This is a genomic window from Schinkia acidoalkalinis, assembly GCF_054301215.1.
The window spans coordinates 3,492,645-3,517,500 of sequence record NZ_CP182573.1; the positions used below are offsets into that span (position 1 = coordinate 3,492,645).

Below are 24,856 nucleotides of genomic sequence, written 5' to 3' on the forward strand. Positions count from 1 at the left end.
ATATGTGAAGAAGGTACTTACAGCATTTTTCTCAATGATTATATTGTTATCTTTTTCTTATGCAACAAATACATTTGCTGCTGATGAAGATAAAGGTGAAGTAGCTGAAAACATAATTAAAAGCGCAGAAAAATACATAGGCACTCCATACGGAGGCGAATTTGATTGTTCCGGCTATGTTCATAGAGTTTTTAGCGAAAATGGCATCGACCTACCCCGTTCTTCAAGATCGCAATATAAACAAGGAGAAAATGTGGAAAAAGCGGATTTACAAAAGGGAGATTTAGTATTTTTTAAAACGTCCGGTTCTGGGATTTCGCATGTAGGTATATACATAGGGGATAATCAGTTCATTCACTCTGCTACTTCAAAGGGTGTCATGATTTCAAGCTTAGATGATCCATATTATTGGGGTTCACGCTATTACGGCGCTGCTAAAGTATTATAAAATAAAATCGTTTATATAATGAGCAGAACTAAAAAAATAAGTTCTGCTATTTTGTTTGCATAAAAATTTTTAATTTTGTTCAAATAGTGTAAAATAGGGAAGAATATAGATGTAGGAGGAATACATAATATGAAAAAAGCATCCATTGAATTTGAAAATGGCGAAAAAATAATGATTGAACTTTTTCCAAACGAAGCACCTGGAACAGTTGCAAATTTCGAAAAATTATCTAACGAAGGTTTCTACAATGGCTTAACCTTCCACCGTGTTATTCAAGGCTTTGTTGCCCAAGGTGGTTGCCCTTACGGAAATGGCATGGGTGGTCCTGGTTACACAATCAAATGTGAAACAGAAGGCAACCCTCATAAACATGTACCTGGAGCATTATCTATGGCCCATGCAGGAAAGGATACAGGCGGCAGCCAATTTTTTATTGTTCATGAAGCACAGCCACACTTAAACGGAGTGCATACTGTATTTGGTCAAGTGATTGAAGGAATGGATACTGTTTTAAGAATTCGCCAAGGCGATGTCATGAAAGAAGTCAAAGTTTGGGATGAAGAGTAGAAAAGTTTAAAGTTGGTTTGCGCCATGGTTTTGCGCACCGGAAAACTCCTGCCATTAAATTGGCAGGGGTTTTTTGCTTTTTTCACATAGATATAACAGAAATAAATGCGCCCTTTGGAACAAATGATAGTAGTGAAAGGGGGCAATACCATTGAACAAAAAATTGATCAATGTGTTATCAACTTCATTTATAGTGATGGGTCTAGCAACGGGATGTGGGGTAGCAACAAATGATGCAGGAAATGACAGAAATAGAAATAATGTAACTCCTGTGGGATATGATAATAGAACGAATTTTACACCATTAAACGTTGCTGATACGACACCGGCGGATGATGGAGTAGATATTACATCACCGGATCCAGCCCTGAATCAGAATGAAAGTGCTGATGGTGATGGGACTCCAGCGGCTTCCGATAATGATACAGACAATGCCGGAGCGGGAACAAATAATGGTACCACAAATAATGGAACTACTACAGGTGATACTACTACCGGTAATGATACTGTGGGGAATAATGGTACGGATACAAATGATACAACAACCCCTAATACAAATGGAACAACTGGGGGAAATGATACAAACACAGATAATGATACTACCAATAATAACGAAGGAACAACGGGTACAAACAATAATCAAACAAACACTGGAGACCAAACGCTCACACAGACACCTACACTAGGTGGAAATATAACTCCATTTAGTGATGTGCCTAAAAACAGCGGTTATTATAATGATATCCATGATGCCCGCAAATTAGGTTTGCTAAATGGTACTGACACAAATAAAAACACATTTGGTTATAATCATAATGTGACGAGAGAGCAAATAGCATCAATCTTAATGAAGGCTTATCGTGCTGGATATATTGCTGAAAAAATTACAACAAACGATAACGATACAAATACTACAAATGATACTAACACAAATACTAATAACAACAATACCGGTACAGTTGGCACAGATACGAACGACAACAATAATACAGGTACTACTAACAACACGACAGGTACTGACACAAACGGTACAGATAATACGGGAACCAATGCACCTGATGTAAATAAAACGACGTAAAAATTAGTAAAGAGGCTGCTCTTTTTGGGTGCAGCCTCTTTAAAATACCCATTGATTACATAGAGCGAATACGTTATTATTTTGAATAAGGTGTATTGTTTGAATGATAAAAGCGAAGAGGGATTAGGATGTTAATTCGTTATAAGAAAAATTATGAAAAGATCGCGATGGGGCTTCTATCTTTTATGCCTTCAGAAAAAGATTTGAAAAAGCTTCAAAATACAATTCGACTTTATGAGGAAGATGATAATTGGCAACTCTATCTATATAAAGAAGACGATATTATTGGTGCCATTGGTATAAAAATAAAGGAAAACGTTGCAGAACTTCGTCATATATCCATTAATCCTTCGTATCGGGGTCAAGGTAAAGGAAAAGCTATGGTTAAAGCGCTTAGCAATCAATTAGGCAATATGGAAATAAGGCCTACAGAATATACAGTTGAATTTTTCGAAAAATGTGATCAGTCTAAAGAACATTGCAATGAATTGTCAGACCCAGATTCCAATTAGGATTTGGGTCTTTCGCTTTTTCTTATAAATAATTGTTTTTCTCTTTCATGTATGACAGTGCTACGATCACGCAAAGAATGTTTGTTAATGAGATATTGATTGGATAAATCGCTTTTTTCATTCCAAGTAAGACCTAAGTATGAGCAATGATGTATGCAGGATTCCAATAAAGTTTTTTCAACAATTGGCAAATTCATACTTTCGTATAAAACTCCATTGTTAATTTCCGACAGTTTGTGTTGTAGTAAATTGAGAAGTTGCTTGCCATCTAAACCAAGAGCCGCTATTTTGTTTTGTTGCAGCTCGAGAACTTCAATCGCTTTTCTTAATGTTCGGGACGCTCCTCTGAAATTTCCAGCACGATGGTGGTACATTGCGACTGCTATTTGAATAAGTCCGACCCATATGGAAGAGCGGTTTTTGGGATCTTCTTGTTTCCAATACTCCTCAAGAATTTCGTGGCATTCAAAATAATCCCTTGAACCGTGAAAATGAACGAGGAATTCAATATAGGATTTTAGATACATTTTTTCTAACTCCTTAGGATAAGGTTTGCTTTGTTTTATAGTACCATAAAATGAAAAAGAAGTGCCTATGATAGGCACTCCTTCTAGGGCAGTTGGAATTAGTATAACCAAGCTGCTCCAACGATAATTAAAAGAATGAACAATACAACGATTAAAGCAAATCCTGCTCCTGCACCATATCCTCCGCAACCTACTCCACTCATTTACTATTCCTCCTTCGGTTTGATTAATGCTTACGCTAATAACATATGAAAATCGTGTGAACTTGTATAGGCAGATATCAGGATGTATATTAAATAAAAAAAATAGGCAAAAACATTGCAAATATTGCATATTTTTGCGACCCCCTATAGAATTAAACGAAATTTTGCTATTATTAAATGTGAGTATTTTTCTAAAGAAGGTTTTGGTGGGATAAATGATAGAATATAGTGTGAAAATAGATGCTTTTGAGGGCCCTTTGGATCTTCTTTTACATTTAATTAATCGCTATGAAATTGATATTTACGATATACCAATGGCACAAATCACAGAGCAATATTTACTTTTTATACATACCATGCAAGTGTTGGAGCTTGATGTTGCCAGTGAGTATCTGGTTATGGCGGCAACTCTCCTTGCGATAAAAAGTAAAATGCTTTTACCAAAGACAGAGGATATCCTTGATGATGAACTAAGCACAAACGGTGAGGAAATCGAGGAGGACCCGCGTGAAGAGTTGATGCAACGCCTGCTTGAATATCGAAAATATAAAGAGGCGGCGACACAGTTAAAGGAGTATGAAAAGGACAGAAGCCTTCTTTATACACGGCCTCCTGGGAATTTAGCGCAATATATACCTGATCAAAAAGAAAGCCCGATATCCGATGTGTCCATATATGATATGTTAAGTGCACTTCAGCATTTAATAAAACGAAAAAAATGGAAAGAACCAAAATTAACAACCGTCCAACGCCAGGAAATTCCCATTCGTCAAAGAATGGAGCAAATTTTGACGGAGCTTGAAAATTCAAATGGAAGGCGGAGTTTTTATTCGTTATTTCCAATTATGGAAAGGTCCTATATCGTGGTGACCTTTTTAGCTATTTTAGAACTAATGAAAAATAATGCAATTCGTTGTGAGCAAGAGAAGAACTTCGACGATATCTTTATTTACAGCAAGAAAGGAGTTTCAGCACATGAAGCTTGAGCAACTGAAATCTGTCGTAGAAGGCTTATTGTTTATTGTTGGTGATGAAGGCATTGATATCAAACAAATCGCAGATGTGCTCCAAATAAGTGAGGTAATCGCAGTTGAATTGATTGAAGAACTTAAAAAAGATTATGCACATGAATCAAGAGGTATTGATTTAGTTGAAGTAGCAGGCGTATATCAACTAACAACGAAACGGGAGCATGCCGAATATTTTAAGAGGTTGGTCGATTCTCCTACTTCCTCGACATTATCACAGGCTGCTTTGGAGACATTGGCAATCATCGCCTATAAACAGCCAATTACAAGGGCTGAAATTGAAGAAATTCGGGGCGTTAAAACAGAACGCCCGCTTGCAACTTTAATGTCAAAATCGCTTATTAAAGAGGTAGGCCGTGCTGAAGGTACCGGAAGAGCTTTTTTATACGGTACAACAAAAGATTTTCTTGAATATTTTGGACTTAAAACAATCAATGAACTACCACCTTTACCTGAAAAAATCGATGAGGATGAAATACAAGAGGAAGCTGATTTGTTCTTCGAGAAATTTCAAGAAACTTTTAGGGAATAATAACTTGAATAAAAATAAAAAGGTCTTTTATAATGATATAGTACATATGTCAGGACGACCAAAATAAGAAAATGGTGGGATGGAATCATGATAATTAAGGAAATTAAGGGGTATGAATTAGAAAAGGCCCAGCCCAATACATCGGAGGACTACTTTAATCGCTCTGAAGTGACATTTACCGAAAATGGGGCAGAGAAAACCTTCTCCCTTCTTTATGTAAGATATTTTGAGGAAGTTTTTAACGAATTTGTTCCATACGAAAATAATCCGTTGTTTACTGTCGGAGATCATTCCTATTCCTTTAAAGATGTGGCCGGGTTACTTTGTATGCTAAAAAATCCCGAGTTGAAAAATCGAAAAAGACTTTATATTAACGATCAACAGGAACTCATCGAATATTGCCAAGGAATAGATTATGCCAAGCTACCTACTATTGTTGAGCAAATTTCAAAAGGTGGATTTGAATTAAAATCACCAGTAGTAGTTGGCTAAAACAAAATTTGAATGAAAAAAGCATGATAGTTTTTCTATCATGCTTTTTTGATTTTAACGATTTTTACCATAAATATTTCTCGCTTCTTAAAACGCCCTGTCCTGCATAAACTTGTACAAACAACAGGAGAAGGGGCGTGTAGGTTTGAATGTTATCAATAAAAAAAGTGGTACTTTTACATATGATTGTCGTTGTATTACTAGTAATGATCCCGATGAAAGGAGCAGCCTTTTCTAATGTTTCAGCGGAGGCGGCTATTTTAATGGATTCAGAATCAGGGCGCGTTCTTTATGAAAAAGCTGCTCACAAAAAAATGCGTATTGCCAGTATTACAAAAATCATGACAGCGATTTTGGCCATCGAATCTGGAAAATTAGATGAAGGCGTTAAAGTAAGCAGGCGCGCAGTATACGCAGAGGGCTCTTCCGTTTATTTAAAGCATGGTGAGAAAATTAGCTTAGAGCATCTTGTTTATGGGTTGATGCTTCGTTCCGGCAATGATTCTGCTGTTGCAATTGCCGAGCATGTGGGAGGTAGTGTTGAAGGCTTTGTTTTTTTAATGAACCAAAAAGCACAAGAAATCGGGATGCGGGATACAGTATTTGCCAATCCACATGGCTTGGATGACAATGAAAATCATTTTTCAACGGCCTATGACATGGCCATTCTCACAAAATATGCGATGAAAAATGAAAAATACCGGGAAATTGCCGGAACGAAGGTACACTTCGCACCGAATCCAGATTCAAAATGGGATCGTAAATGGAGAAATAAAAACAAACTGCTAACAGAGTTATATGAATATTCAACGGGTGGAAAAACAGGGTTTACGAAACGGGCGCGCCGGACCTTAGTCTCTACAGCGGAGAAAGACGGCCATAATTTAATTGCCGTCACCTTAAATGGACCCAATGATTGGAACGATCATATCTCGATGTTTGAGTGGGGATTCTCCCAGTATGATCTTGAAAGTATTGTAGAGAAAGGACTTGTTCATTCTATTAAGGATGACTTTTATAAAGGTAAAGTAGTGGTTCGACGCGACTTTTCATACCCGTTGAACAAGGATGAGAAGGAAGAAATTAAGGTAGAAGTTAAATTGATTAAGCCGAACCAAAAGTGGAAAAAAGAGAAGGATGTCCCATCTCCTTGCGGGAAGATGATTATAAAATTGGAAGATAAAAATATCGGAGAAATACCGCTTTATTATGATGAACATGGCAGAATCAATAAAGAGACTTGGATAACTACGCTAAAAAGTGTGTTTTTATCGATGATAGGAGTGCGCACCAATGGTTAATATCATTTGGGTTGTGATGACTGTTATTGGCATTGTTTTTGCGATGGTGAACGGAACAATGGATGAGGTGAATAAAGCCATCTTTTCGGGAGCAAAAGAAGCGGTAACAATCTGCATTGGGCTTATCAGTATCCTAGTATTCTGGCTTGGTCTCATGAATATAGCTCAAGAGGCAGGTTTACTCAACCGATTATCAAGACTATTTCAACCGCTTATTACAAGGTTATTTCCGGAGGTGCCAAAGGACCATCCAGCCATGGGCTTTATTCTTTCCAATATGATTGCGAATTTGTTTGGTTTGGGGAATGCTGCCACCCCGATGGGAATTAAGGCAATGGAGCAATTGAAAATTTTAAATGATAATAAGAATACAGCTAGCAGATCAATGATAACATTTCTTGCCATTAACACATCGAGTATTACATTAATCCCGACTACTGTTATTGCAATCCGCATGAATTACGGTTCGGTTGCACCGACCGAAATAGTCGGAACGACGTTAGTAGCCTCTCTTTTTTCAACGGCTGCTGCGATTATGATTGATCGCTATTATCATTACCGCAGGGTGAAAAAAGGAGGTGGCAAAGAATGACTGTCATTAATATGATATCCCTTTGGCTGATCCCCGTTGTTATTGGTTTTATTTTAATATACGGTACAATCAAAAGGGTGCCAACCTACGAAACATTTGTTGAAGGCGGGAAGGAAGGGATTCAGATTGCCTTTTCAATTATCCCCTATCTTGTTGGAATGTTAGTCGCCATTACCGTTTTTCGTGAGTCAGGGGCGCTCGATTACTTAATGAATTTTATAAGACCATTTTTAATGAGCATCGGTATTCCGGCAGATATTGTTCCTTTAGCAATTATCAGGCCAATCTCAGGTAATGCGGCGCTGGGGATCACATCTGATTTAATCGCTACACATGGCCCTGATTCTTTTATCGGAAGGCTTGCTTCAACGATGCAGGGGAGTACAGATACAACTCTTTATATTCTTACAGTTTACTTTGGTGCCGTTGGTATCAAAAAAATGGGCGATGCTTTAAAGGTAGGTTTGTTGGCGGATTTAGTGGCAATCATTACATCAATTATCGTTGTAACGATTGCTTTCGGGTAAAATTCAATACTTTTCCTATGGCATTAGAACATTAATTATTTTGTGTTCTAATGCTTTTTATTATGTACTAATATATGGATTCCATCAGCCGATGGAATCCTGCGTTCGTTCTACAATCCTGCATTTGCACGACAAAAATTTAATCTAGCGCTTGAGAATTGGCAATGATACAAGTAAGATGGAATCTGAGGTGAAAAATCAATGGAACGATTGCAAAAGGTGATTGCCCATGCCGGGGTTGCATCAAGGAGAAAAGCTGAGCAACTTATAACGGAAGGTAAAGTAAAGGTAAATGGTAAAATTGTAAGGGAACTAGGGGTAAAGGTATCTGCCAGTGATAAAATTGAAGTCGAAGAAATTCCAATTCAAAGGGAAGAACCTGTTTACTATCTTTTATATAAACCTAGAGAAGTAATTTCAGCTGTAACTGATGATAAAAACAGGAAAGTTGTCACGGACTTTTTCCCGTTAGAAAAAAGAAGAATTTTTCCGATTGGAAGACTTGACTATCATACATCGGGTTTATTGCTCCTGACAAATGACGGAGAGCTTGCCAATTTATTAATGCACCCGAAGTATAATATAGAAAAGGAATACGTCGCAAAAGTAAATGGGATCCCAAGCAGGGAAGAATTGAAAAAGTTGGAAAAGGGTGTTTTGTTAGAAGACGGTAAAACAGCCCCTGCAAAAGTAAAAATGATGTCAGTTGATAAAAAAAAGGGAACCTCTATTGTGCAAATCATCATTCATGAAGGCAAGAATCGTCAAGTACGTAGAATGTTTGAAGCAATCGGCTATAAAGTGCAAAAGTTAAAAAGAGAAAGATATGGTTTTCTTGATTTGCGAGGGCTTCAACCAGGTGATTATCGAGAACTTACACCTCACGAGGTAAAACAGTTACGAAACTTGGCTGTCACACAACATTCATAATATTTACACTGTGTACAGAGTGTTTAATGCTATAATAGTTAAAAATATAATGGGGGATGTTTTGATTGAAAAAGAAGCGTTTGGCAGTACGAACAATCATCTTGCTTGTTTTAGTCGGTGCACTTGCATATACGCTCTATTCAAATTTTTTTACAGAAAAACAGCTTGTTGGAATAGGGGACAAAGCACCGAACTTTGTACTTAAAGATTTAAATGGTAAAGAAATTGAATTTGACAGCTATCGTGGAAAAGGTGTTTTTCTAAATTTTTGGGGAACATGGTGTAAGCCTTGTGAGAGAGAAATGCCTTACATAGAAAATCAGTATAAGCAATTTAAAGATCAAGGTGTTGAGGTCCTGGCGGTCAATGTTGGAGAGCCGGAACTTTCTGTCCAAAAATTTATTGATCGAAAAGGATTAACGTTTCCTGTTGTCATCGATAAGGATTTGGAAGTTCTTGAAGCCTATGGAGTGAACCCGCTGCCAACCACCTTTTTAGTAGATAAAGACGGTAAGATTGTTGATATTATTACTGGGCAATTAACGGAAGAATTAGTTAAAAATCACATGGAGAGAATTAAACCGTAGTTGGGGGCTTATGATGGATAAAGTGAAATGTGATTGTGGACATGTTAATCCACATGGAACAATATTTTGTGAGTCTTGTGGGAAATCTTTTGATGAAAATGATAAAGAAACACTCCTGGATATGCGCTATGAGGGCAGTGCTAGACGCTCGCAGACGTATAAAAAAACTTTTGTTGATGTGATTTGGAACTTTTTCTCTTCTGTTAAAGTTGGGGTTTGGTTAATTGTTATTACACTGATTGCTTCTTCTTTAGGGACATTGTTTCCGCAGGACATGTACATACCACAAAATATTGCTCCAGATAAATTTTATGAGCAAGAATATGGATTTGCCGGAAAGCTGTACTATCAGCTAGGTTTTGATAATTTATACGGCTCATGGTGGTATATGATCTTGATTGCTTCAATTGCAATCTCCCTTGTCATTTGCTCATTGGATAGGGTTGTACCTTTATATAAAGCCCTTCAAAAGCAAGGGGTAAAGAGAAATTCCAGCTTTTTAAGTAGACAACGTCTGTTTGTAGAAGCGAATGTTGAAGCAATAGAAGATGAGGGGCGCTGGATTGAGGCTCTAAAAAAGAAGCGTTATCATGTCCGTTTAGAGGATGGCAATATTTTAGCCGAAAAAGGACGATTCTCACGTTGGGGGCCATACGTTAACCATATCGGCTTAATCATTTTCTTAATTGGAGCCATGCTGCGCTTTTTCCCAGGTATGTATATTGATGAAGCCCTTTGGCTTCGTGATGGAGAAACAAAGGTCATTCCAGGGACGGAAGGAAAGTATTATTTAGAAAATAAGCAATTCATTAAAGAAGTTTATGGTAAAGATGACAACTTTACAGTTGGGATGGGGATGCCAAAAAACTTCCAGGCAGATACTGTACTTTATGAACGTGTCGATAAAATAGTCCCAGGCAAGGAGCCTCAGCTGAAAAAGATGAAGGGGCAAAAAATCCGTGTGAATCAGCCCTTAAAATTCGAAGGCTTTGCACTCTATCAAACGGATTATAGGCTTGATGAATTATATAAAATGAGTTTCCAGCTTGTTGAAAAGAAAACGAATAAAGGCTTTGGGGAGATGACCGTTGATTTAACAAATCCTCAGTCTATGTACAATCTTGGTAATGGCTATAAAGTTGAATTAATGGAGTATTTCCCTAACTTTTATTTTGATGAAGAAGGAAAGCCAGCTACGAAAAATAAGCTTCCAGATAACCCAGCTTTTATCTTTAAAATGCATACACCTGCCAAACCGGATGGTGAAGTGAGCTTTGTAGGGATTCGGACAAATCTCGAGCCTTTTGGTGAAAATCAATATAAAATGGCATTCAAGGATTTGAAAACAAGAAATGCAACCGGCCTTACGGTTCGTCTTGACCGTACAATCGGAATCATCATAGCCGGTGGTATTATTTTCATGATTGGCGTAATTCAAGGAATGTATTGGAATCACCGTCGTATTTGGATAAGTAGAACAAAAAATCAAAATATCATGGTTGCTGCCCATACGAATAAGAACTGGTATGGGTTAAAGAAAGAGATAGAAACGATGTTTGAGGGAACTGTACTGCCAATTCCTAAAGACCAACAGGAAACGGTAAAATAAGGGGGCGAATTTTTTGGTTGAGATAAGCAGCAATTTACTATATGTTTCTTTTATTCTATATTTATTTGCGTCTGTATTGTTTGCAGCATCGATTCGCGATAAATATTCAAAAGCCAATTCAAACAAATGGGCCAAATTAGGAATTATTGTAACTATCGTAGGATTTATTGCACAAGTTGGCTATTTTATCACAAGGTGGATTGCAGCTGGACATGCACCGGTAAGTAATCTGTTTGAATATACAACATTTTTTGGCATGATGCTTGTGTTTGCGTTTATCATTATTTATTTTATGTACAAAAATGCAATGATTGGCGCTTTTACAATGCCTGTTGCACTACTAGTCATTGCGTATGCAGCAATGTTTTCTCGCGATGTAACACCGCTAATTCCAGCATTGCAAAGCCATTGGCTTTATATTCACGTTACAACGGCAGCTCTTGGAGAAGCAATTTTAGCGATAAGCTTTGCTGCTGGCTTAATATATTTAATCCATGTTGTTGATCAATCGAAAGCTAGTAAACGGACTTTTTGGCTTGAATTCATTTTATATTGCATCATCAGTATACTTGGTTTTGTAATCATTACTTCAACCTTTAAGGCTATGGATTATGAGGTTGCTTTCAAGTGGGTTAATGAATCTGGAAACCAAGCTGAACTGGTCTATAACATGCCGGCGATTGCTGGCCCAATGGATGGGGAAAAAGTGACGGCAGGTTTTGGACCTGTATTCGAAACGCCATTTTGGATGAATGGTGCGAATGCTCCAAGAAAATTTAACACGATTATTTGGTCATTATTATCAGGCCTAATTTTATACGGTGCATTTCGTTTAGTATTCCGGAAACGCATCGCGGCGGCAATTCAACCATTACTTAAAAATGTAAATCCTGATTTAGTGGATGAAATCAGCTATCGCTCTGTTACCATTGGCTTTCCAGTGTTCTCATTGGGAGCGCTCATTTTTGCAATGATTTGGGCACAGTATGCTTGGACTAGATTTTGGGGCTGGGACCCGAAAGAAGTTTGGGCATTAATAACATGGTTATTTTATGCTGCTTTTTTACATCTTCGACTTTCAAAAGGATGGCATGGTGAAAAATCAGCATGGTTGGCTGTAGTAGGTTTCGCTATTATCATGTTTAATCTTGTTGCTGTTAATCTAGTGATTGCTGGATTACATTCTTATGCTGGTTAATCTTAAAAAATTGTTCGAATTATGTCATAATAGTAGCAGGGGGAAGGCTTGAATTTTCATAATTTCTTATTGAAGGGAGATTTCATATGGAAAACAGTCAAGCAAAGATTTTGGTAGTAGATGATGAGGAAAGAATTCGACGATTATTAAAAATGTATTTAGAAAGAGAAGACTACTTTATCGAGGAAGCAGAAAATGGGGAAGAAGCATTATTAAAAGCGACCACTGAAGACTTTGATTTGATTTTGCTTGATATAATGATGCCTGGCATGGATGGGATTGAAGTTTGTAAACAAATTCGGGAAAAGAAAGCAACCCCAATTATTATGTTAACTGCAAAAGGAGAAGAAGCCAACCGCGTCCAAGGATTTGAGGTCGGTACAGATGATTATATTGTAAAACCATTTAGTCCGCGCGAGGTGGTATTACGGGTAAAAGCACTGTTAAGAAGATCATCAGCGACAGTATTTTTACAAACGGAGCCTACTACAAAAGATGTGATTGTTTATCCATTCTTGACGATTGATAATGATGCCCATCGTGTAACAGCGGAAGGGAAAGACGTAAGTTTAACTCCGAAGGAATACGAATTATTATATTTCTTGGCAAAAGCTCCTGATAAAGTCTTTGATCGTGAGCAATTATTAAAAGAAGTTTGGCATTATGAATTCTTTGGTGATTTGCGAACAGTAGATACACATGTTAAACGTTTAAGAGAGAAGCTTAATAAAGTTTCTAGCAATGCTGCCCGAATGATTGTAACGGTTTGGGGTGTTGGCTATAAATTTGAGGTTGTGTCAGAATAATGCTGTGGTTTTGGAGAAGTGTAGTTGGTAAGTTATGGATTACCATTATCTTACTCGTATCTGCCGTCTTAGTATTGTTAACGATTCTTTTGCTGCAGTTCTTTGAAAATTTCCATGTAACAGAAGCCGAACGGGAACTTACAGATCTTGCAACAAAAGTAGCCAAAATAATGGAAACATACACCAAAGACGAATTGGCATTTTCAATTGCCTGGGAAGTCATCGATCCGTCGACAAAAGTGTTGATTGTTGACGGGGATGGCAACTATTGGTATTCGCCAAACGACGAAAAACTTGCAGATTTGCCACTCGACTTTGTTCAGAACGATAAGGAATTATCAGGTGTTCTTACAAAACAAAAAACAGTAAGTAAATTAGCTTTTCCACCTAAAATTATTAATAAGACGGATGAGGTTTATAACGAAATTCTGATTGTTGGTGTCCCAATGAGCCGTGTTACTGGTAAGCATGGCGGTGTTTTTATATATCAATCTCTTGATGTTGTAAGTCAAACTTCTAAAGAAACTACGAAAATTATAACGGTCAGTGCTGGAATTGCAATTATTTTAACTACAATTTTTGCTTTTTTCCTTTCATCAAGAGTAACGGCACCACTACGGATTATGAGAGAAGCAGCCTTTGAAATGGCAAAAGGAAAGTTTAATGCCAAAGTTCCAATTTTGACACATGATGAGATTGGGGAGCTCGCTCTAGCATTTAACCGGATGGGAAGACAATTGGAGTACCACATCGAAGCCTTGAATCAGGAAAAAGAGCAACTTACAAGCATAATTAGCAGTATGGCTGATGGTGTGATTACGATGAACCGTCAAGGGGACATAATCGTTTCTAACCCACCTGCAAAGAAATTATTGCATGCGTTCTACTTTGAACGAGAAGGATATGATAAAGCCCATCAGCCATTGCCAAATGAAATGAAGGATATTCTTGAAAAGGTTATCTTGACAGAAAAACAACAAATAGCTGAAATTTCAATTCAAGGAACTAGCTGGGTTGTGCTTATGTCGCCGCTATATGACCAAGAGGCCGTTCGTGGCGCCGTTGCCGTTCTTCGTGATATGACGGAGGAGCGAAAATTAGATAAATTACGGAATGATTTCATTGCCAACGTTTCACATGAACTTCGAACGCCAATATCAATGCTTCAAGGGTACAGTGAAGCAATCATTGATGATATCGCCAGCACCGAAGAAGAAAAGAAAGAAATTGCCCAAATTATTTATGATGAATCATTACGAATGGGCCGTTTAGTAAATGAATTGCTGGACTTGGCTAAAATGCAATCTGGTCGTATTGAATTGCATCTTGAAAAAGTAGTGGTTTCTGCTTACTTTGATCGGATTATTAGAAAATTCCAAGGTGTTACAAAAGAGCACGGCATCAATTTGAGCATCCACATTAGTGATAGGGACGATGTTATGTTCATCGATGTCGACCGTATTGAACAAGTTTTAACGAACTTAATTGATAATGCGATTCGCCATACGAGTGAAGGTGGGGATGTAATCATAAATGTTGACTCATTCCCAGGTGGATTCCAAATTTCAGTAAAGGATACCGGCTCTGGAATAACGGAGGAAGACTTGCCATTTGTATTTGAGAGGTTTTATAAGGCAGATAAAGCAAGGACAAGAGGTCGCTCGGGAACTGGTCTCGGCCTTGCAATTGCTAAAAATATTGTCGAGGCACACAAAGGACGTATCTCCGTACAAAGCAAGCTCGGGGAAGGTACGACGTTTTCATTTTTTATTCCTCGTTCCTAAATTATCAAATTTTGTTGAAAATAGGATAAATTTTAGTTAATATTAAAAGTAGTCAAATAATGGTGTGTATTGGGTGTCCAATATTTGGACATAATAGGGAATTTGGTTAGAATCCAAAACTGTCCCCGCAACTGTATATGTGGACGAAATGAGAAAAACCACTGTATGAAAATATACGGGAAGGCTCATTAGAGGAGGAAGCATAAGTCAGTAGACCTGCCTAATTACATGCGTTTCAATTCTTCGGGATGAAAGCAATTGGAACGGCACGTATAGGCCTTTACTTTGTATTACATATGTGTCGTCAAGCCCATCCTTCTTAAGGATGGGCTTTTTTACTTTATTTATAAATATGGGTGTTTTCATGAATAAGATGTTCAAAACGTTTGTACTAACATTCGGAATTATATGTTTACTAGCTTTGGTTGGTTGCGCTGGGGCAAATCAAGCTGGAAAGCAAACTGAGAATGAAGTAAAAGCTGGAAAGCATGAACAACGTGTGTCTTTTCCGGTTACAGTAACGGATGGTGCAGGTAAAGAAATCACCATTGCGAAAAAACCGACAAGAATCGTCTCGCTTATGCCAAGCAATACGGAAATTGTTTTTGCGATGGGAGCTGGTGATTCCGTAGTTGGCGTGACAGATTGGGATAACTATCCGAAAGAGGTTTTATCTATAGAGAAAATTGGTGGGTTGGATTTTAATGTTGAAAAGGTAATGTCATTAGAACCAGATTTAGTATTGGCCAGCGCTTCGAGTATGTCTAATGCGAATGGATTTAAACAGCTTGCAAGTGTTGGAATTCCCGTAGTAGTTGTACAGGATGCCAAGTCTTTTAATGAAGTATTTGGTTCTATTTCCTTAATTGGTAAAGTTGTTGGCGCGGAGGATAAAGCGTCGGAAATTGTTCAAAACATGAAGGAGAAGTTATCCCAAATAGAAGAAAAGGCCAGCAAGATTTCAAAAGATGAAATGAAAACAGTTTGGGTGGAGGTGCAACCACAGCCGGATCTGTACACAACAGGAAAGGGCACATTTATTGATGACATGCTAACGCTCATCCATGCCAAAAATGCCGCGAAGGATTATGAGGGCTGGGTTCAATTTACTGAAGAGGATGCGTTGCTCTTGAATCCCGATGTAATTGTTGTTACGTATGGCTTTTATGTTAAAAACCCGACAGAGAAAGTATACAGCCGTGCTGCTTGGAAGGACGTGCCGGCTGTTAAAAACAAACAAGTTTTTGAAGTGGATGCTGATAAAGTGAATCGTTCAGGTCCAAGGTTGATAGAAGGAGTCGAAGAGCTTGCGTCCGTCATCTATCCAGAAATATTTAGTAAAAAGTAGGGTTTTTCCGTATGTTTTTTCAATAGTTGTTTTGGTTTTTGCAATTTTTTTGGGAATTTCGCTAGGCTCACTATCTATTCCCTTTTCAACTATTGCCTATATTCTGACTGATGGTCGAATTCCTTTATTATCATCTGATGAAATAAGCCCGATGATTTATAACATTGTGATGTCGATTAGAATGCCTAGGGTTCTATTAGCGATGTTAGTAGGCTTTTCTTTATCAATTGCCGGTGCTGCTTTTCAGGGACTACTAAAAAATCCACTTGCTGAACCATATACACTTGGCGTCTCATCGGGTGCATCTGTTGGTGCTGTTATTTCCCTATTTTTAGGATTGACAGTACCGTTTTTCGAACAGTTTACCCTGCCATTATTGAGTATCCTATTTGCCTTACTTACGTTGCTTTTCGTTCTAGCCTTTTCTAAATTAGTTGACCGGAAAATCTCTGTCGAGACGATTATTTTAACCGGCATCATTTTCAGTTCATTCTTAGGGGCTGTTATATCTTTAATGATAGCCCTATCAGGAGAGGAACTTCGACAAATTGTTGTCTGGCTGATGGGTAGCGTGTCGATGCGGGGATGGCCTTATGTCTCTATGATCATCCCGTTCACAATAGTAGGAGTTCTAATTCTATTGCTGAATACGAAGGAGCTCAATGCCCTTTCATTTGGAGAAGAAACAGCCCGGCAGCTAGGAGTAGATGTTCCGAAGAGAAAATTATTCATATTAATTGCCGCTTCACTTTTAACGGGATCCGCTGTTGCTGTATCGGGTACGATTGGCTTTGTCGGGCTTGTTATACCTCATATTACCAGAATGATATGGGGGCCTGACCATAAGAAGCTATTGCCGCTGGCAATGCTTAATGGGGGAACATTTTTAATTTTGGCGGATCTCGTGGCTCGCACGATGATTGCTCCGCAAGAATTGCCAATTGGTGTTATAACATCCATCATTGGAGCGCCAATTTTTGCTTTAATATTTTTTAACAGAAATCGAAGAAGGTAGATGGTTTCAGTGATAAGAGCAGAAAATATTTCAGGTGGTTATCATCATTCTATGGTGATTAATGATGTTAGTTTCGAAGTAAAAAAAGGTGAAATTTTTGGGATATTAGGTCCGAATGGAAGTGGGAAAACGACGTTGTTGAAAATGCTTTCCGGACAGATATCGGCCTCGAAAGGCTTAGTTTATATCAAGGGTAAACACATCCAAGACTATCAAACGAAAGATCTTGCCAAAATCATTGCAGTGCTTCCCCAGCTTCATGATCTCTCTTTTTCCTATAGTGTAAAAGAGACTGTGAAGCTCGGTCGCTATCCCTTTCAGAAAGGCATTTTCCCTTCATGGCGTTTAGAAGATGAAAACGCAGTTCAAAAGGCCATCCGTTTAACCGGTATTTCTTCGTTTGCAGACTGCCCAATTGATTTGTTAAGCGGCGGTGAAAAGCAAAGAGTTTTTTTAGCTAGGGCTTTGGCACAGGAACCGGAAATTTTGCTATTGGATGAACCCACGAATCACCTCGATATCCATCATCAAATTGTGTTGTTTGATTCTTTAAATAAATGGGTCCATGAAAAGCAATTAACGGTTGTTGCTATTTTTCATGATTTAAATATGGCTAGTCTTTATTGTGACCGTATCCTTTTATTAAATGAGGGCAAGGTCATTGCGATTGACGAGCCACAAAAAATCATGGATGAAGATCAGGTAAATAAAGTCTATCAAACGAAACTAATTAGAAAACAGCATCCAAATGTGCCTACACCGTTACTTACTGTTTTTCCAAGCGTTGTTGATAACCGTAGCCAGCTATTTGAAATGTTGAAAACGAAAGAGTCCCATGAAACCATTATTGTAGAATCATTGAAACCTTTAAAAACGTTGTCTTCAGCGGTTGTCAATTCTGGAATAAGCTGGAGTAAATATTTTATAAATCGACATGTCGATAAATATTACAATTGTGACGACCCGGCATTGGAAATGAAAACCTATCTTGAAAATATTGGTGTTGACCCAACCTATACTGTAGCAATGATGACAGCTGCTAAATTAGAGGACGCTGCATACAAAACTTTTACAATAGACCAATTTTCAATATATGTTGTTGTGACAGCAGGATTATCAAATGCTGTTGATGTGGCAAATGCTTTCTCTCGTAATGACCTTATTGACACACCAAGTACTATTAATACATGGGTCTTTATTGATGGTAATTTGACAGATGCCGCTTTCGTACAGGCAATGATGACAGCTACGGAGGCGAAAGTGAGAGCTGTTCAAGAAAATCAAATCTATGATCCGATAACAAATACACCAGCATCTGGCACGTCAACAGATAGTTTGCTGATTGCCTCCACACAAACTGGGACATTTCTTGAATATGCAGGAACGATTACGCCTTTAGGGAAGGCGATCGGCCAGCTGGTTTTTTCTGCAACAAATGAGGCTATTGAACGGTATAAAATTAGAATAAGGACTACGAAACAATGACAATCCTAATACAACATATAGTAGCTATTTGGCTGGCGTATTTTTTAGATAAAGGGCTTGGTGATCCAAGCTGGCTGCCTCACCCTGTCAGAGGGTTTGGATTGATAATCAATAAGCTTGATCATTGTTTTAATAAAGGCAGCTGCAAAAAGTGTAAAGGAATTTTAGCATGGTTTATCATGGCGGTGATTGTCTTTTTACCTTCCTACTATTTTGTTCATTACCTTCATCAGGTAAGTGATATTCTTGCAATTACAGTGGAAGCCATTTTAATTTATACGACCATTGCAGAGAATGATTTAGCACGTGCTGGCCTGGAGGTGGCAAAACCTTTGAAATCAGGAAATCTTTCTATGGCACGGGAAAAAGTCGGCTGGATTGTCGGTCGTGATACTGACAAGTTGGACGAAGCGGAGGTTGTACGGGCTACTGTAGAAACGATTGCTGAAAATACGAGTGATGGAATTACGGCACCTCTATTTTATGCGTTTATAGGCGGAGCCCCATTGGCTTTACTGTATCGCGTCGTGAATACATGTGATTCGATGCTCGGCTATAAAAACGAGAAATACCACCAATTTGGCTGGGCTTCTGCAAAAATGGATGATCTTTTTAATTTGATTCCCAGCAGAATAACAGGCTTTCTAATGGTTTTTAGTAGTTTTCTATCTTCAAAGCGGCAGTTAAAAGATTGTTTGCATATGATGCTGCGCGATGCAAAAAGGCATCCGAGCCCAAACAGCGGTTGGTGTGAGGCTGCGATGGCAGGACTGTTGCAAGTGCAGTTGGGTGGGAGAAATACATACAAAGGCGTCGTTTCTGAACGGGCCAGAATGGGCGATCCGATTGATAGATTAGAAGTTTTTCATATTGATCAATCTATTACGGTTATGAAAAAAACAGTACTTGCTTTTATGATTCTATTTACGATGGGAGTTGTTGTAATTGACATGGCCGTTGCATGGAGCTAACCCGCATCTTCTATATAAGGAAGTCGGGCTTACTAAACCAAAGGAATTATTAGATTATAGTGTAAATACGAATCCATTTGGAAGTCCATTTCATTTGAAAGATTATTTGGAGGAAGTTGAAACAGCAATTAAGCAATACCCGGAACCGAATGCTCCAAGGATTGTTGAATTAATTAGTAACCAAGAAAATTTATTGCAAAGCCAAATATTAGTAGGCAACGGTGGTAGTGAATGTGTGTTTTTACTCGCTAATTATTTCCGGGGAAAGAATGTTTGTATCGTTGAGCCAACATTTGGAGAATACCGTAAAGCGTGTAATGCTTTTAACTGTCATATTGAATCATATGTTCTGAAGGAAGAAAGCAATTGGCAGTTGCATCATGAGGATCTTGTCGATTATATTGCTAGGAATGATGTATTGTTTATATGTCATCCCAATAATCCCACAGGAATCATTTATCAGCAGCATGAGCTAGTGAAAATTATTGAAACTGCTCAAGAACATGGGACGGTTTGTGTAATAGATGAAGCGTTTTATGATTTTTGTAAGCAACCAATCGCGATGACTTCATATATTAAACATTATCCCAATCTTATTATTTTAAGATCATTAACAAAGATGTATAGTATCCCGGGTTTACGCCTTGGCTATATTGCCGCCAACGAAAAGATGATTGAGCAAATAGCGGAGTCCCAACCACCATGGAGTGTGAATGGTCTAGCGCAAGTGATTGGTGAAATCGTTTTAAAAAATCAACAATTTGTTGAGATGACGAACTCTAAGCTTGAAAAAGCAAGGGGGCGCTTATTACGGCAATTACAAGAGTTGGACTATTATGTATCAAATACAACGGTCAACTTTTTTATACTTCGTGAAAATGGCCAAAAGAAGGATACAAACGATTTAATCGCATTTTTACTTAAGAATGGAATCGTTCCACGTCATACTTACAATTTTATCGGCCTTGATGGACAGTATATTCGTTTAACAATCAAAAGTGATGGGGAAAACGATAAACTTATCGAAGCGCTGACGAGTTGGAAAACGCGATGCTGATTTTCATATCTGGTGGGGTTAGGAGCGGGAAAAGCTCCTATGCCGAAAAGGTGGCCTTCGAACTTGCTGGCAAAGATAACAAACTTCATTACATTGCTACGAGTGAGCCTTATGATCAAGAAATGATAATGAGAATCAAAAAACATCAAGAAGACCGTGGGAATGGACTAAGAGAATGGCTGACATGGGAACAACCAAGACAGCTTCATCTTCTTTTAGAACATTTTTCTAACAAAGATGTCATCCTTATTGATTGCTTAACAACATTGTTAGGAAATGAATTATTTACAGACGATTGCTGGCTAAATGAACGAGCGGTCAATCAGTTAAGACGTCGACTTGAAAATACCTTTATTTCTTATAAACAAATAACAAAAGCAACGATTATTGTTTCCAATGAAATTTTTCATGACGGCATTCCTGAGGACCGTGGGACTAGGCTTTATATGAAAGAACTTGGAAAATTGCATCAATTTTTAACGACACTTGCCAATCAAGCATTTTTAGTAGAATGTGGACTGGCAAGGCTGATGAAAGAAGGTCCATAACGAATGAAACAAATCGTAGGAGGTTTATTACTGGCAATTCAATTTTTAACAACGGTACCATATCGAAAAAGTATACCATGGACGAACCAAACTGCAAAATGGTCTGTCCGGTCATTTCCGCTCATTGGTCTCATTGCAGGTATTCTACTAGTGCTACAGGTACTATTGTTAATGGAATATACGCCTTTTTCAGCTTTAAGCATTTCTCTTTGGATTTTATTTTTTGGAGTGCTTTTTACAGGTGGCCTGCACTTAGATGGCTGGATGGATATGAGTGATGCTGTTTTTTCTTACCGTGATAAGGAACGAAAACTTGAAATTATGAGTGATTCAAGGGTTGGTGCCTTTGGGGTTATATCGGTGTTATTTTTACTTAGCTTTCGCTTTCTATTTATTTATGAAATATTACAGGAGACGCCCCAATATGCAATTGTGTTAATTGGGCTTATTCCGTTTTTGGCAAGGGCGGCTGTGGCACTCTTGTTAATAACCGGAAAATCAGCGAAACAAACTGGGATGGCGGCAGCCTATAATGGCTTGTTGGGAAAAAATGATGTATTTTTTGTAGTTTTTTTTGTAATTCTATTTTGCGGTTTAGTTGTTTTTTTAGATTTTCACCTATTGCTTTCAGTTGGCATTTTAGTCGGTAGCTTTGTGCTTTTATATATTTTCGCAAAACATTTTTATTATCAACAATTTGGGGGAATAACCGGCGATATGTTAGGGGCATTATCGGAAGGAGAGGAAACCTTTCTATGGTTCATACTGTGGCTATTACACTCCTACGCCATGGTTTAACAAACGAGAATATCGAAAAAAAATATCTAGGCTGGTCTGATGTTTCATTATGCGAGAGAGGAATTACAGAACTTGAGTATTTGAAAAAATTCGGATTTCCAGAAGGGGACGCATTCTTTGTAAGTGACTTGCAAAGGTGTAAACAAACATTTCAGATTCTTTATGGAAATCGGGAACAGACGTATTTTTTTACGAGTTTTCGTGAGATGAATTTTGGGCAATGGGAATTAAAAACTTATGAAGAGTTACAACATGATGGGCAATATCGAAAATGGTTGGATCACTTCAAATCGGAACAAATCCCTTTGGGAGAAAGATTCAGTGATTTTAAGAGGCGTGTGTTGCAAGGTTGGCAACATGCTACATCAAGTTTTTTTGAAAAAATGAATACGGAGCATATTGTGATTATTTCACATGGTGGCCCGATAAGGCTTCTCTTGGAATGCTATGCCCCTGAAGAAAGGGATTTTTGGAATTGGCCAATTAAACATGGCGAAGGGTATACGCTACTTACCACAATGGAGCGTTTAAGGAGGAATGAACGGTGCATTTTGTTACAGGAGGTGCCTTCCAAGGAAAAAGAAAATGGGTGTATCAACAATATAATATAAAACGTTTCCGTTGTTTTCTGTGGCATAATTTCTATGAAAATAGCGAGATTCCGATGCCGGAACAACTTACAGGAGAGACGCTGGTTATTTTTGAGGGTTTGGAAGCAATAATCAAGCATTCAATCGATCACGAAGTAGTCGCAACAAGGGAACATTGGAGAGAAATCTTTAACGTCTGGCAAAACTGGGAAGTAGAAAAGCATGATCGAAAAGTCATTTTCATTGGTTGTGACATTACGAAGGGCGTTGTACCATTGCTCGAGATTGATCGAAATTGGAGAGATATCACGGGCTGGTGCTATCAAGATTTGACGCAAGTTTGCACTAGAGTAGATGTCATTTGGAATGGCTTGGCGCAAACAATAAAATTGGAGGGTGATGAAGAATTATGAGATTATATACACGTACTGGAGATGAAGGAAAAACTAGTTTAGTTGGGGGAAGGGTTGATAAAGACAACTTAAGGGTAAATGCGTATGGAACGGTTGATGAAGTTAACTCTTTCGTTGGTCAAGCAATGACAATGCTTCAAACGGAAAAATTCGCAGACATCTATGCAGATTTAGAAAGAATTCAACATGAATTATTTGATTGTGGCAGTGATTTAGCAACAATCCATGATAAACGTCCATATAAAGTTACAGATGAAATGGTAGCATTTCTTGAACAACAAATTGATCAGTATATTGTTGAAGCCCCGCCTGTGGAGCGATTTATTCTTCCCGGAGGGTCTCCACAAGCAGCCGCCTTGCATATCGCCCGAACAACAACAAGAAGAGCGGAGCGTTATATCGTCAGCCTACTTAAAATCGAGCCTATTAATAAGGCTGTTTTAAGATATGTCAATCGCTTATCCGACTACTTCTTTGCTGTAGCACGTGTCGTAAATGCCCGCTCGAATGTAAAGGATGTTGAATACGAAAGAAGTGCCATTGTATTTAGAGACGGGAATAGGAAGAAGGATGAAAGTGAAAATTAAAAGTTTAACGATTTTAGCCCTTTTTATTAGTTTCTCTGTAGTTGGTGCAATGATTAAGATTCCAGCCGTGATTGGTAGCATAGCCCTTGATAGTTTTCCGGCCATCATTGCCGCGATTATCTTAGGGCCGATTAGCGGGGCAATTGTCGCCTCGCTTGGGCACTTAATGTCAGCCTTTTTTGCCGGGTTCCCACTTGGACCGATGCATCTTTTCGTTGCCTTGGAAATGTCTATAATTCTCCTTATATTTGGATTTGTCTACAAAAAGGGGAAAAAGGTTGTCAGCTACCTTTTATTCTTTCTATGTAATGGATTTTTAGCTGGGGTTCCGTTTATTTTTATTCTTGGTATTGGCTTTTATATTGGAACATTGCCCTCATTAGTGGTTGGAACGTTAATAAATGCAATTGCGGCAGCACTTGTGGCTCCAAAACTTATGGTATTGACACAAGCAGGCACGACTAAAAAAGGGCATGTGCACGAATGAGAGATGTTTTGTTTTTACCTTCAAATAATGGAAAAGAACTTGTTATTGCGACAGATTGCTCTGGGGGAATTGGTGAAAAGATGAGTGATCTCGTTTTTGCACCAGACAGAATCGTTGCCTACTTCTCGATGAGAGTTGCAATGATGGAGTTACTAGCAGTAGGAGCAACGCCAAAGGCTGTAATTCTCGCAAATTTTACAGGAGACCAATCTTGGCATGACTATATATCAGGTATAAATAAAGTTTATGATGAACTTAAGATTGAATCGCTTCCAGTAGTAGGAAGTTCAGAAACAAATATGTCTCTACTGCACTCTGCATTAGGTTTAACGATTATAGGTGAAATTCAAGAACTGCTCAAAAGGATAAAAAAAACGCCAGCTAACGCCGAGTTTGCAATCATTGGCGAGCCTTTTGTTGGAGAAGACGTTCTAAAGGAAAAAGAACGAGTTGCCCCATTATCGCTTTTTAGAAATTGTCTGGAACTAGCTGGAATTTATGAACTTGTACCCATAGGTTCAAAAGGAATTCTTTATGAGCTTGAATTACTACTAACAGAAAATGGAATAAATGATTTTGATATTTCTAGTGAACTTGATTTACATGCATCATCTGGTCCTTCTACTTGTTTTTTGATTAGTTATCAAAAAACAATTGAAGAGAGGCTTGAGAAAATGGCAGGCAAACTTTTTCATAAAATAAAAGTTTATTCTTAAATACGGCAGGAGGAACACATATCTTCTTAGGTGTTTGTTTCTTCCTGCTTTTATATTTAGTAAGATAGGGATATGAGGGGAATTAGAAAATAGTTTCAACGTAACTTTTTGATGGTCCTA

Annotated in this window: 30 protein-coding genes and 1 riboswitch; of the genes, 28 read left to right on the top strand and 2 right to left on the bottom strand. The window is 38.2% G+C overall.

Annotated features, from left to right (window positions below; translation table 11 throughout):
* Positions 1–4 precede the first annotated feature (4 nt).
* The 4 genes from ACNQFZ_RS17675 to ACNQFZ_RS17690 all read left to right on the top strand — a co-directional run bounded on the left by ACNQFZ_RS17675 (position 5) and on the right by ACNQFZ_RS17690 (position 2,605).
* Positions 5–448, top strand: coding sequence for a C40 family peptidase (locus tag ACNQFZ_RS17675; protein ID WP_458412619.1), 444 nt, complete (start codon positions 5–7; stop codon positions 446–448).
* A gap of 129 nt (positions 449–577) precedes the next feature.
* The gene (locus ACNQFZ_RS17680) at positions 578–1,015 is read left to right on the top strand and encodes a peptidylprolyl isomerase (RefSeq protein WP_458412620.1); all 438 of its coding nucleotides are present in this window, start codon (positions 578–580) and stop codon (positions 1,013–1,015) included.
* 151 nt (positions 1,016–1,166) lie between these two features.
* Positions 1,167–2,093 (top strand): S-layer homology domain-containing protein, encoded by a 927-nt coding sequence (locus ACNQFZ_RS17685; RefSeq protein ID WP_458412621.1) that lies wholly within the window; start codon positions 1,167–1,169, stop codon positions 2,091–2,093.
* Between the two features lie 128 nt (positions 2,094–2,221).
* Positions 2,222–2,605 carry a GNAT family N-acetyltransferase gene (locus tag ACNQFZ_RS17690; RefSeq protein WP_458412622.1) on the top strand — a complete coding sequence of 128 codons (384 nt, stop codon included), beginning with the start codon at positions 2,222–2,224 and terminating at the stop codon, positions 2,603–2,605.
* Here the strand turns inward: ACNQFZ_RS17690 and ACNQFZ_RS17695 are convergent.
* Positions 2,602–3,132: a DUF309 domain-containing protein gene (locus tag ACNQFZ_RS17695; RefSeq protein ID WP_458412623.1), complete on the bottom strand. Its 531-nt coding sequence runs from the start codon at positions 3,130–3,132 to the stop codon at positions 2,602–2,604. The genes ACNQFZ_RS17690 and ACNQFZ_RS17695 overlap by 4 nt on opposite strands.
* Before the next feature lie 98 nt (positions 3,133–3,230).
* The gene (locus ACNQFZ_RS17700) at positions 3,231–3,335 is read right to left on the bottom strand and encodes a YjcZ family sporulation protein (RefSeq protein ID WP_458412624.1); all 105 of its coding nucleotides are present in this window, start codon (positions 3,333–3,335) and stop codon (positions 3,231–3,233) included.
* A gap of 215 nt (positions 3,336–3,550) precedes the next feature.
* Here ACNQFZ_RS17700 and ACNQFZ_RS17705 point away from each other — a divergent pair, with 215 nt between their 5' ends.
* The 24 genes from ACNQFZ_RS17705 to ACNQFZ_RS17820 all read left to right on the top strand — a co-directional run bounded on the left by ACNQFZ_RS17705 (position 3,551) and on the right by ACNQFZ_RS17820 (position 24,736).
* A complete protein-coding gene (locus ACNQFZ_RS17705) occupies positions 3,551–4,321 on the top strand; it encodes a segregation/condensation protein A (protein ID WP_458412625.1) in 771 nt (256 codons plus the stop codon).
* Positions 4,311–4,895 carry an SMC-Scp complex subunit ScpB gene (scpB, locus tag ACNQFZ_RS17710; RefSeq protein ID WP_458412626.1) on the top strand — a complete coding sequence of 195 codons (585 nt, stop codon included), beginning with the start codon at positions 4,311–4,313 and terminating at the stop codon, positions 4,893–4,895. Before ACNQFZ_RS17705 ends, scpB begins: the two co-directional genes overlap by 11 nt.
* Before the next feature lie 87 nt (positions 4,896–4,982).
* Positions 4,983–5,387: a hypothetical protein gene (locus ACNQFZ_RS17715; protein ID WP_458412627.1), complete on the top strand. Its 405-nt coding sequence runs from the start codon at positions 4,983–4,985 to the stop codon at positions 5,385–5,387.
* Between the two features lie 149 nt (positions 5,388–5,536).
* Positions 5,537–6,688, top strand: coding sequence for a D-alanyl-D-alanine carboxypeptidase family protein (locus ACNQFZ_RS17720; protein WP_458412628.1), 1,152 nt, complete (start codon positions 5,537–5,539; stop codon positions 6,686–6,688).
* Entirely contained in the window at positions 6,681–7,280 is a 600-nt protein-coding gene (locus ACNQFZ_RS17725; RefSeq protein WP_458412629.1) for a nucleoside recognition domain-containing protein, read from the top strand. The genes ACNQFZ_RS17720 and ACNQFZ_RS17725 overlap by 8 nt, the downstream gene beginning before the upstream one ends.
* On the top strand, positions 7,277–7,807 hold the full coding sequence (locus tag ACNQFZ_RS17730) for a spore maturation protein (protein ID WP_458412630.1): 531 nt from the start codon (positions 7,277–7,279) through the stop codon (positions 7,805–7,807). Before ACNQFZ_RS17725 ends, ACNQFZ_RS17730 begins: the two co-directional genes overlap by 4 nt.
* A gap of 201 nt (positions 7,808–8,008) precedes the next feature.
* Entirely contained in the window at positions 8,009–8,737 is a 729-nt protein-coding gene (gene rluB, locus ACNQFZ_RS17735; RefSeq protein WP_458412631.1) for a 23S rRNA pseudouridine(2605) synthase RluB, read from the top strand.
* 65 nt (positions 8,738–8,802) lie between these two features.
* Positions 8,803–9,324: a thiol-disulfide oxidoreductase ResA gene (gene resA / locus ACNQFZ_RS17740; protein ID WP_458412632.1), complete on the top strand. Its 522-nt coding sequence runs from the start codon at positions 8,803–8,805 to the stop codon at positions 9,322–9,324.
* A gap of 10 nt (positions 9,325–9,334) precedes the next feature.
* Positions 9,335–10,933, top strand: coding sequence for a cytochrome c biogenesis protein ResB (gene resB, locus ACNQFZ_RS17745; protein WP_458412633.1), 1,599 nt, complete (start codon positions 9,335–9,337; stop codon positions 10,931–10,933).
* A 13-nt stretch (positions 10,934–10,946) separates the two neighbouring features.
* Positions 10,947–12,131 (top strand): c-type cytochrome biogenesis protein CcsB, encoded by a 1,185-nt coding sequence (gene ccsB, locus ACNQFZ_RS17750; RefSeq protein WP_458412634.1) that lies wholly within the window; start codon positions 10,947–10,949, stop codon positions 12,129–12,131.
* An 86-nt stretch (positions 12,132–12,217) separates the two neighbouring features.
* Positions 12,218–12,937, top strand: a complete 720-nt coding sequence (locus tag ACNQFZ_RS17755) for a response regulator transcription factor (RefSeq protein ID WP_458412635.1) — start codon at positions 12,218–12,220, stop codon at positions 12,935–12,937.
* Positions 12,937–14,721 (top strand): ATP-binding protein, encoded by a 1,785-nt coding sequence (locus tag ACNQFZ_RS17760; protein ID WP_458412636.1) that lies wholly within the window; start codon positions 12,937–12,939, stop codon positions 14,719–14,721. Before ACNQFZ_RS17755 ends, ACNQFZ_RS17760 begins: the two co-directional genes overlap by 1 nt.
* A gap of 54 nt (positions 14,722–14,775) precedes the next feature.
* A riboswitch (cobalamin riboswitch) is annotated at positions 14,776–14,960 on the top strand.
* Positions 14,961–15,085: 125 nt separating this feature from the next.
* Positions 15,086–16,069: an ABC transporter substrate-binding protein gene (locus ACNQFZ_RS17765; RefSeq protein ID WP_458412637.1), complete on the top strand. Its 984-nt coding sequence runs from the start codon at positions 15,086–15,088 to the stop codon at positions 16,067–16,069.
* Positions 16,029–17,084, top strand: coding sequence for a FecCD family ABC transporter permease (locus ACNQFZ_RS17770; RefSeq protein ID WP_458412638.1), 1,056 nt, complete (start codon positions 16,029–16,031; stop codon positions 17,082–17,084). Before ACNQFZ_RS17765 ends, ACNQFZ_RS17770 begins: the two co-directional genes overlap by 41 nt.
* Positions 17,085–18,569, top strand: a complete 1,485-nt coding sequence (locus ACNQFZ_RS17775) for an adenosylcobinamide amidohydrolase (RefSeq protein ID WP_458412639.1) — start codon at positions 17,085–17,087, stop codon at positions 18,567–18,569. It abuts the gene before it with no gap.
* Positions 18,566–19,540, top strand: coding sequence for an adenosylcobinamide-phosphate synthase CbiB (gene cbiB / locus ACNQFZ_RS17780; RefSeq protein WP_458412640.1), 975 nt, complete (start codon positions 18,566–18,568; stop codon positions 19,538–19,540). Before ACNQFZ_RS17775 ends, cbiB begins: the two co-directional genes overlap by 4 nt.
* On the top strand, positions 19,515–20,597 hold the full coding sequence (gene cobD, locus ACNQFZ_RS17785; RefSeq protein WP_458412641.1) for a threonine-phosphate decarboxylase CobD: 1,083 nt from the start codon (positions 19,515–19,517) through the stop codon (positions 20,595–20,597). The genes cbiB and cobD overlap by 26 nt, the downstream gene beginning before the upstream one ends.
* Positions 20,591–21,145: a bifunctional adenosylcobinamide kinase/adenosylcobinamide-phosphate guanylyltransferase gene (locus tag ACNQFZ_RS17790; RefSeq protein WP_458412642.1), complete on the top strand. Its 555-nt coding sequence runs from the start codon at positions 20,591–20,593 to the stop codon at positions 21,143–21,145. Before cobD ends, ACNQFZ_RS17790 begins: the two co-directional genes overlap by 7 nt.
* Before the next feature lie 3 nt (positions 21,146–21,148).
* On the top strand, positions 21,149–21,943 hold the full coding sequence (locus ACNQFZ_RS17795) for an adenosylcobinamide-GDP ribazoletransferase (protein ID WP_458412643.1): 795 nt from the start codon (positions 21,149–21,151) through the stop codon (positions 21,941–21,943).
* The gene (locus ACNQFZ_RS17800; RefSeq protein WP_458412644.1) at positions 21,901–22,554 is read left to right on the top strand and encodes a histidine phosphatase family protein; all 654 of its coding nucleotides are present in this window, start codon (positions 21,901–21,903) and stop codon (positions 22,552–22,554) included. Before ACNQFZ_RS17795 ends, ACNQFZ_RS17800 begins: the two co-directional genes overlap by 43 nt.
* On the top strand, positions 22,488–22,946 hold the full coding sequence (locus tag ACNQFZ_RS17805; protein WP_458412645.1) for a bifunctional adenosylcobinamide kinase/adenosylcobinamide-phosphate guanylyltransferase: 459 nt from the start codon (positions 22,488–22,490) through the stop codon (positions 22,944–22,946). Before ACNQFZ_RS17800 ends, ACNQFZ_RS17805 begins: the two co-directional genes overlap by 67 nt.
* The gene (locus ACNQFZ_RS17810) at positions 22,943–23,533 is read left to right on the top strand and encodes a cob(I)yrinic acid a,c-diamide adenosyltransferase (protein ID WP_458412646.1); all 591 of its coding nucleotides are present in this window, start codon (positions 22,943–22,945) and stop codon (positions 23,531–23,533) included. The genes ACNQFZ_RS17805 and ACNQFZ_RS17810 overlap by 4 nt, the downstream gene beginning before the upstream one ends.
* Positions 23,523–24,020 carry an ECF transporter S component gene (locus tag ACNQFZ_RS17815; RefSeq protein ID WP_458412647.1) on the top strand — a complete coding sequence of 166 codons (498 nt, stop codon included), beginning with the start codon at positions 23,523–23,525 and terminating at the stop codon, positions 24,018–24,020. Before ACNQFZ_RS17810 ends, ACNQFZ_RS17815 begins: the two co-directional genes overlap by 11 nt.
* The gene (locus tag ACNQFZ_RS17820; RefSeq protein ID WP_458412648.1) at positions 24,017–24,736 is read left to right on the top strand and encodes an ATPase; all 720 of its coding nucleotides are present in this window, start codon (positions 24,017–24,019) and stop codon (positions 24,734–24,736) included. The genes ACNQFZ_RS17815 and ACNQFZ_RS17820 overlap by 4 nt, the downstream gene beginning before the upstream one ends.
* The last annotated feature ends 120 nt before the right edge of the window (positions 24,737–24,856 follow it).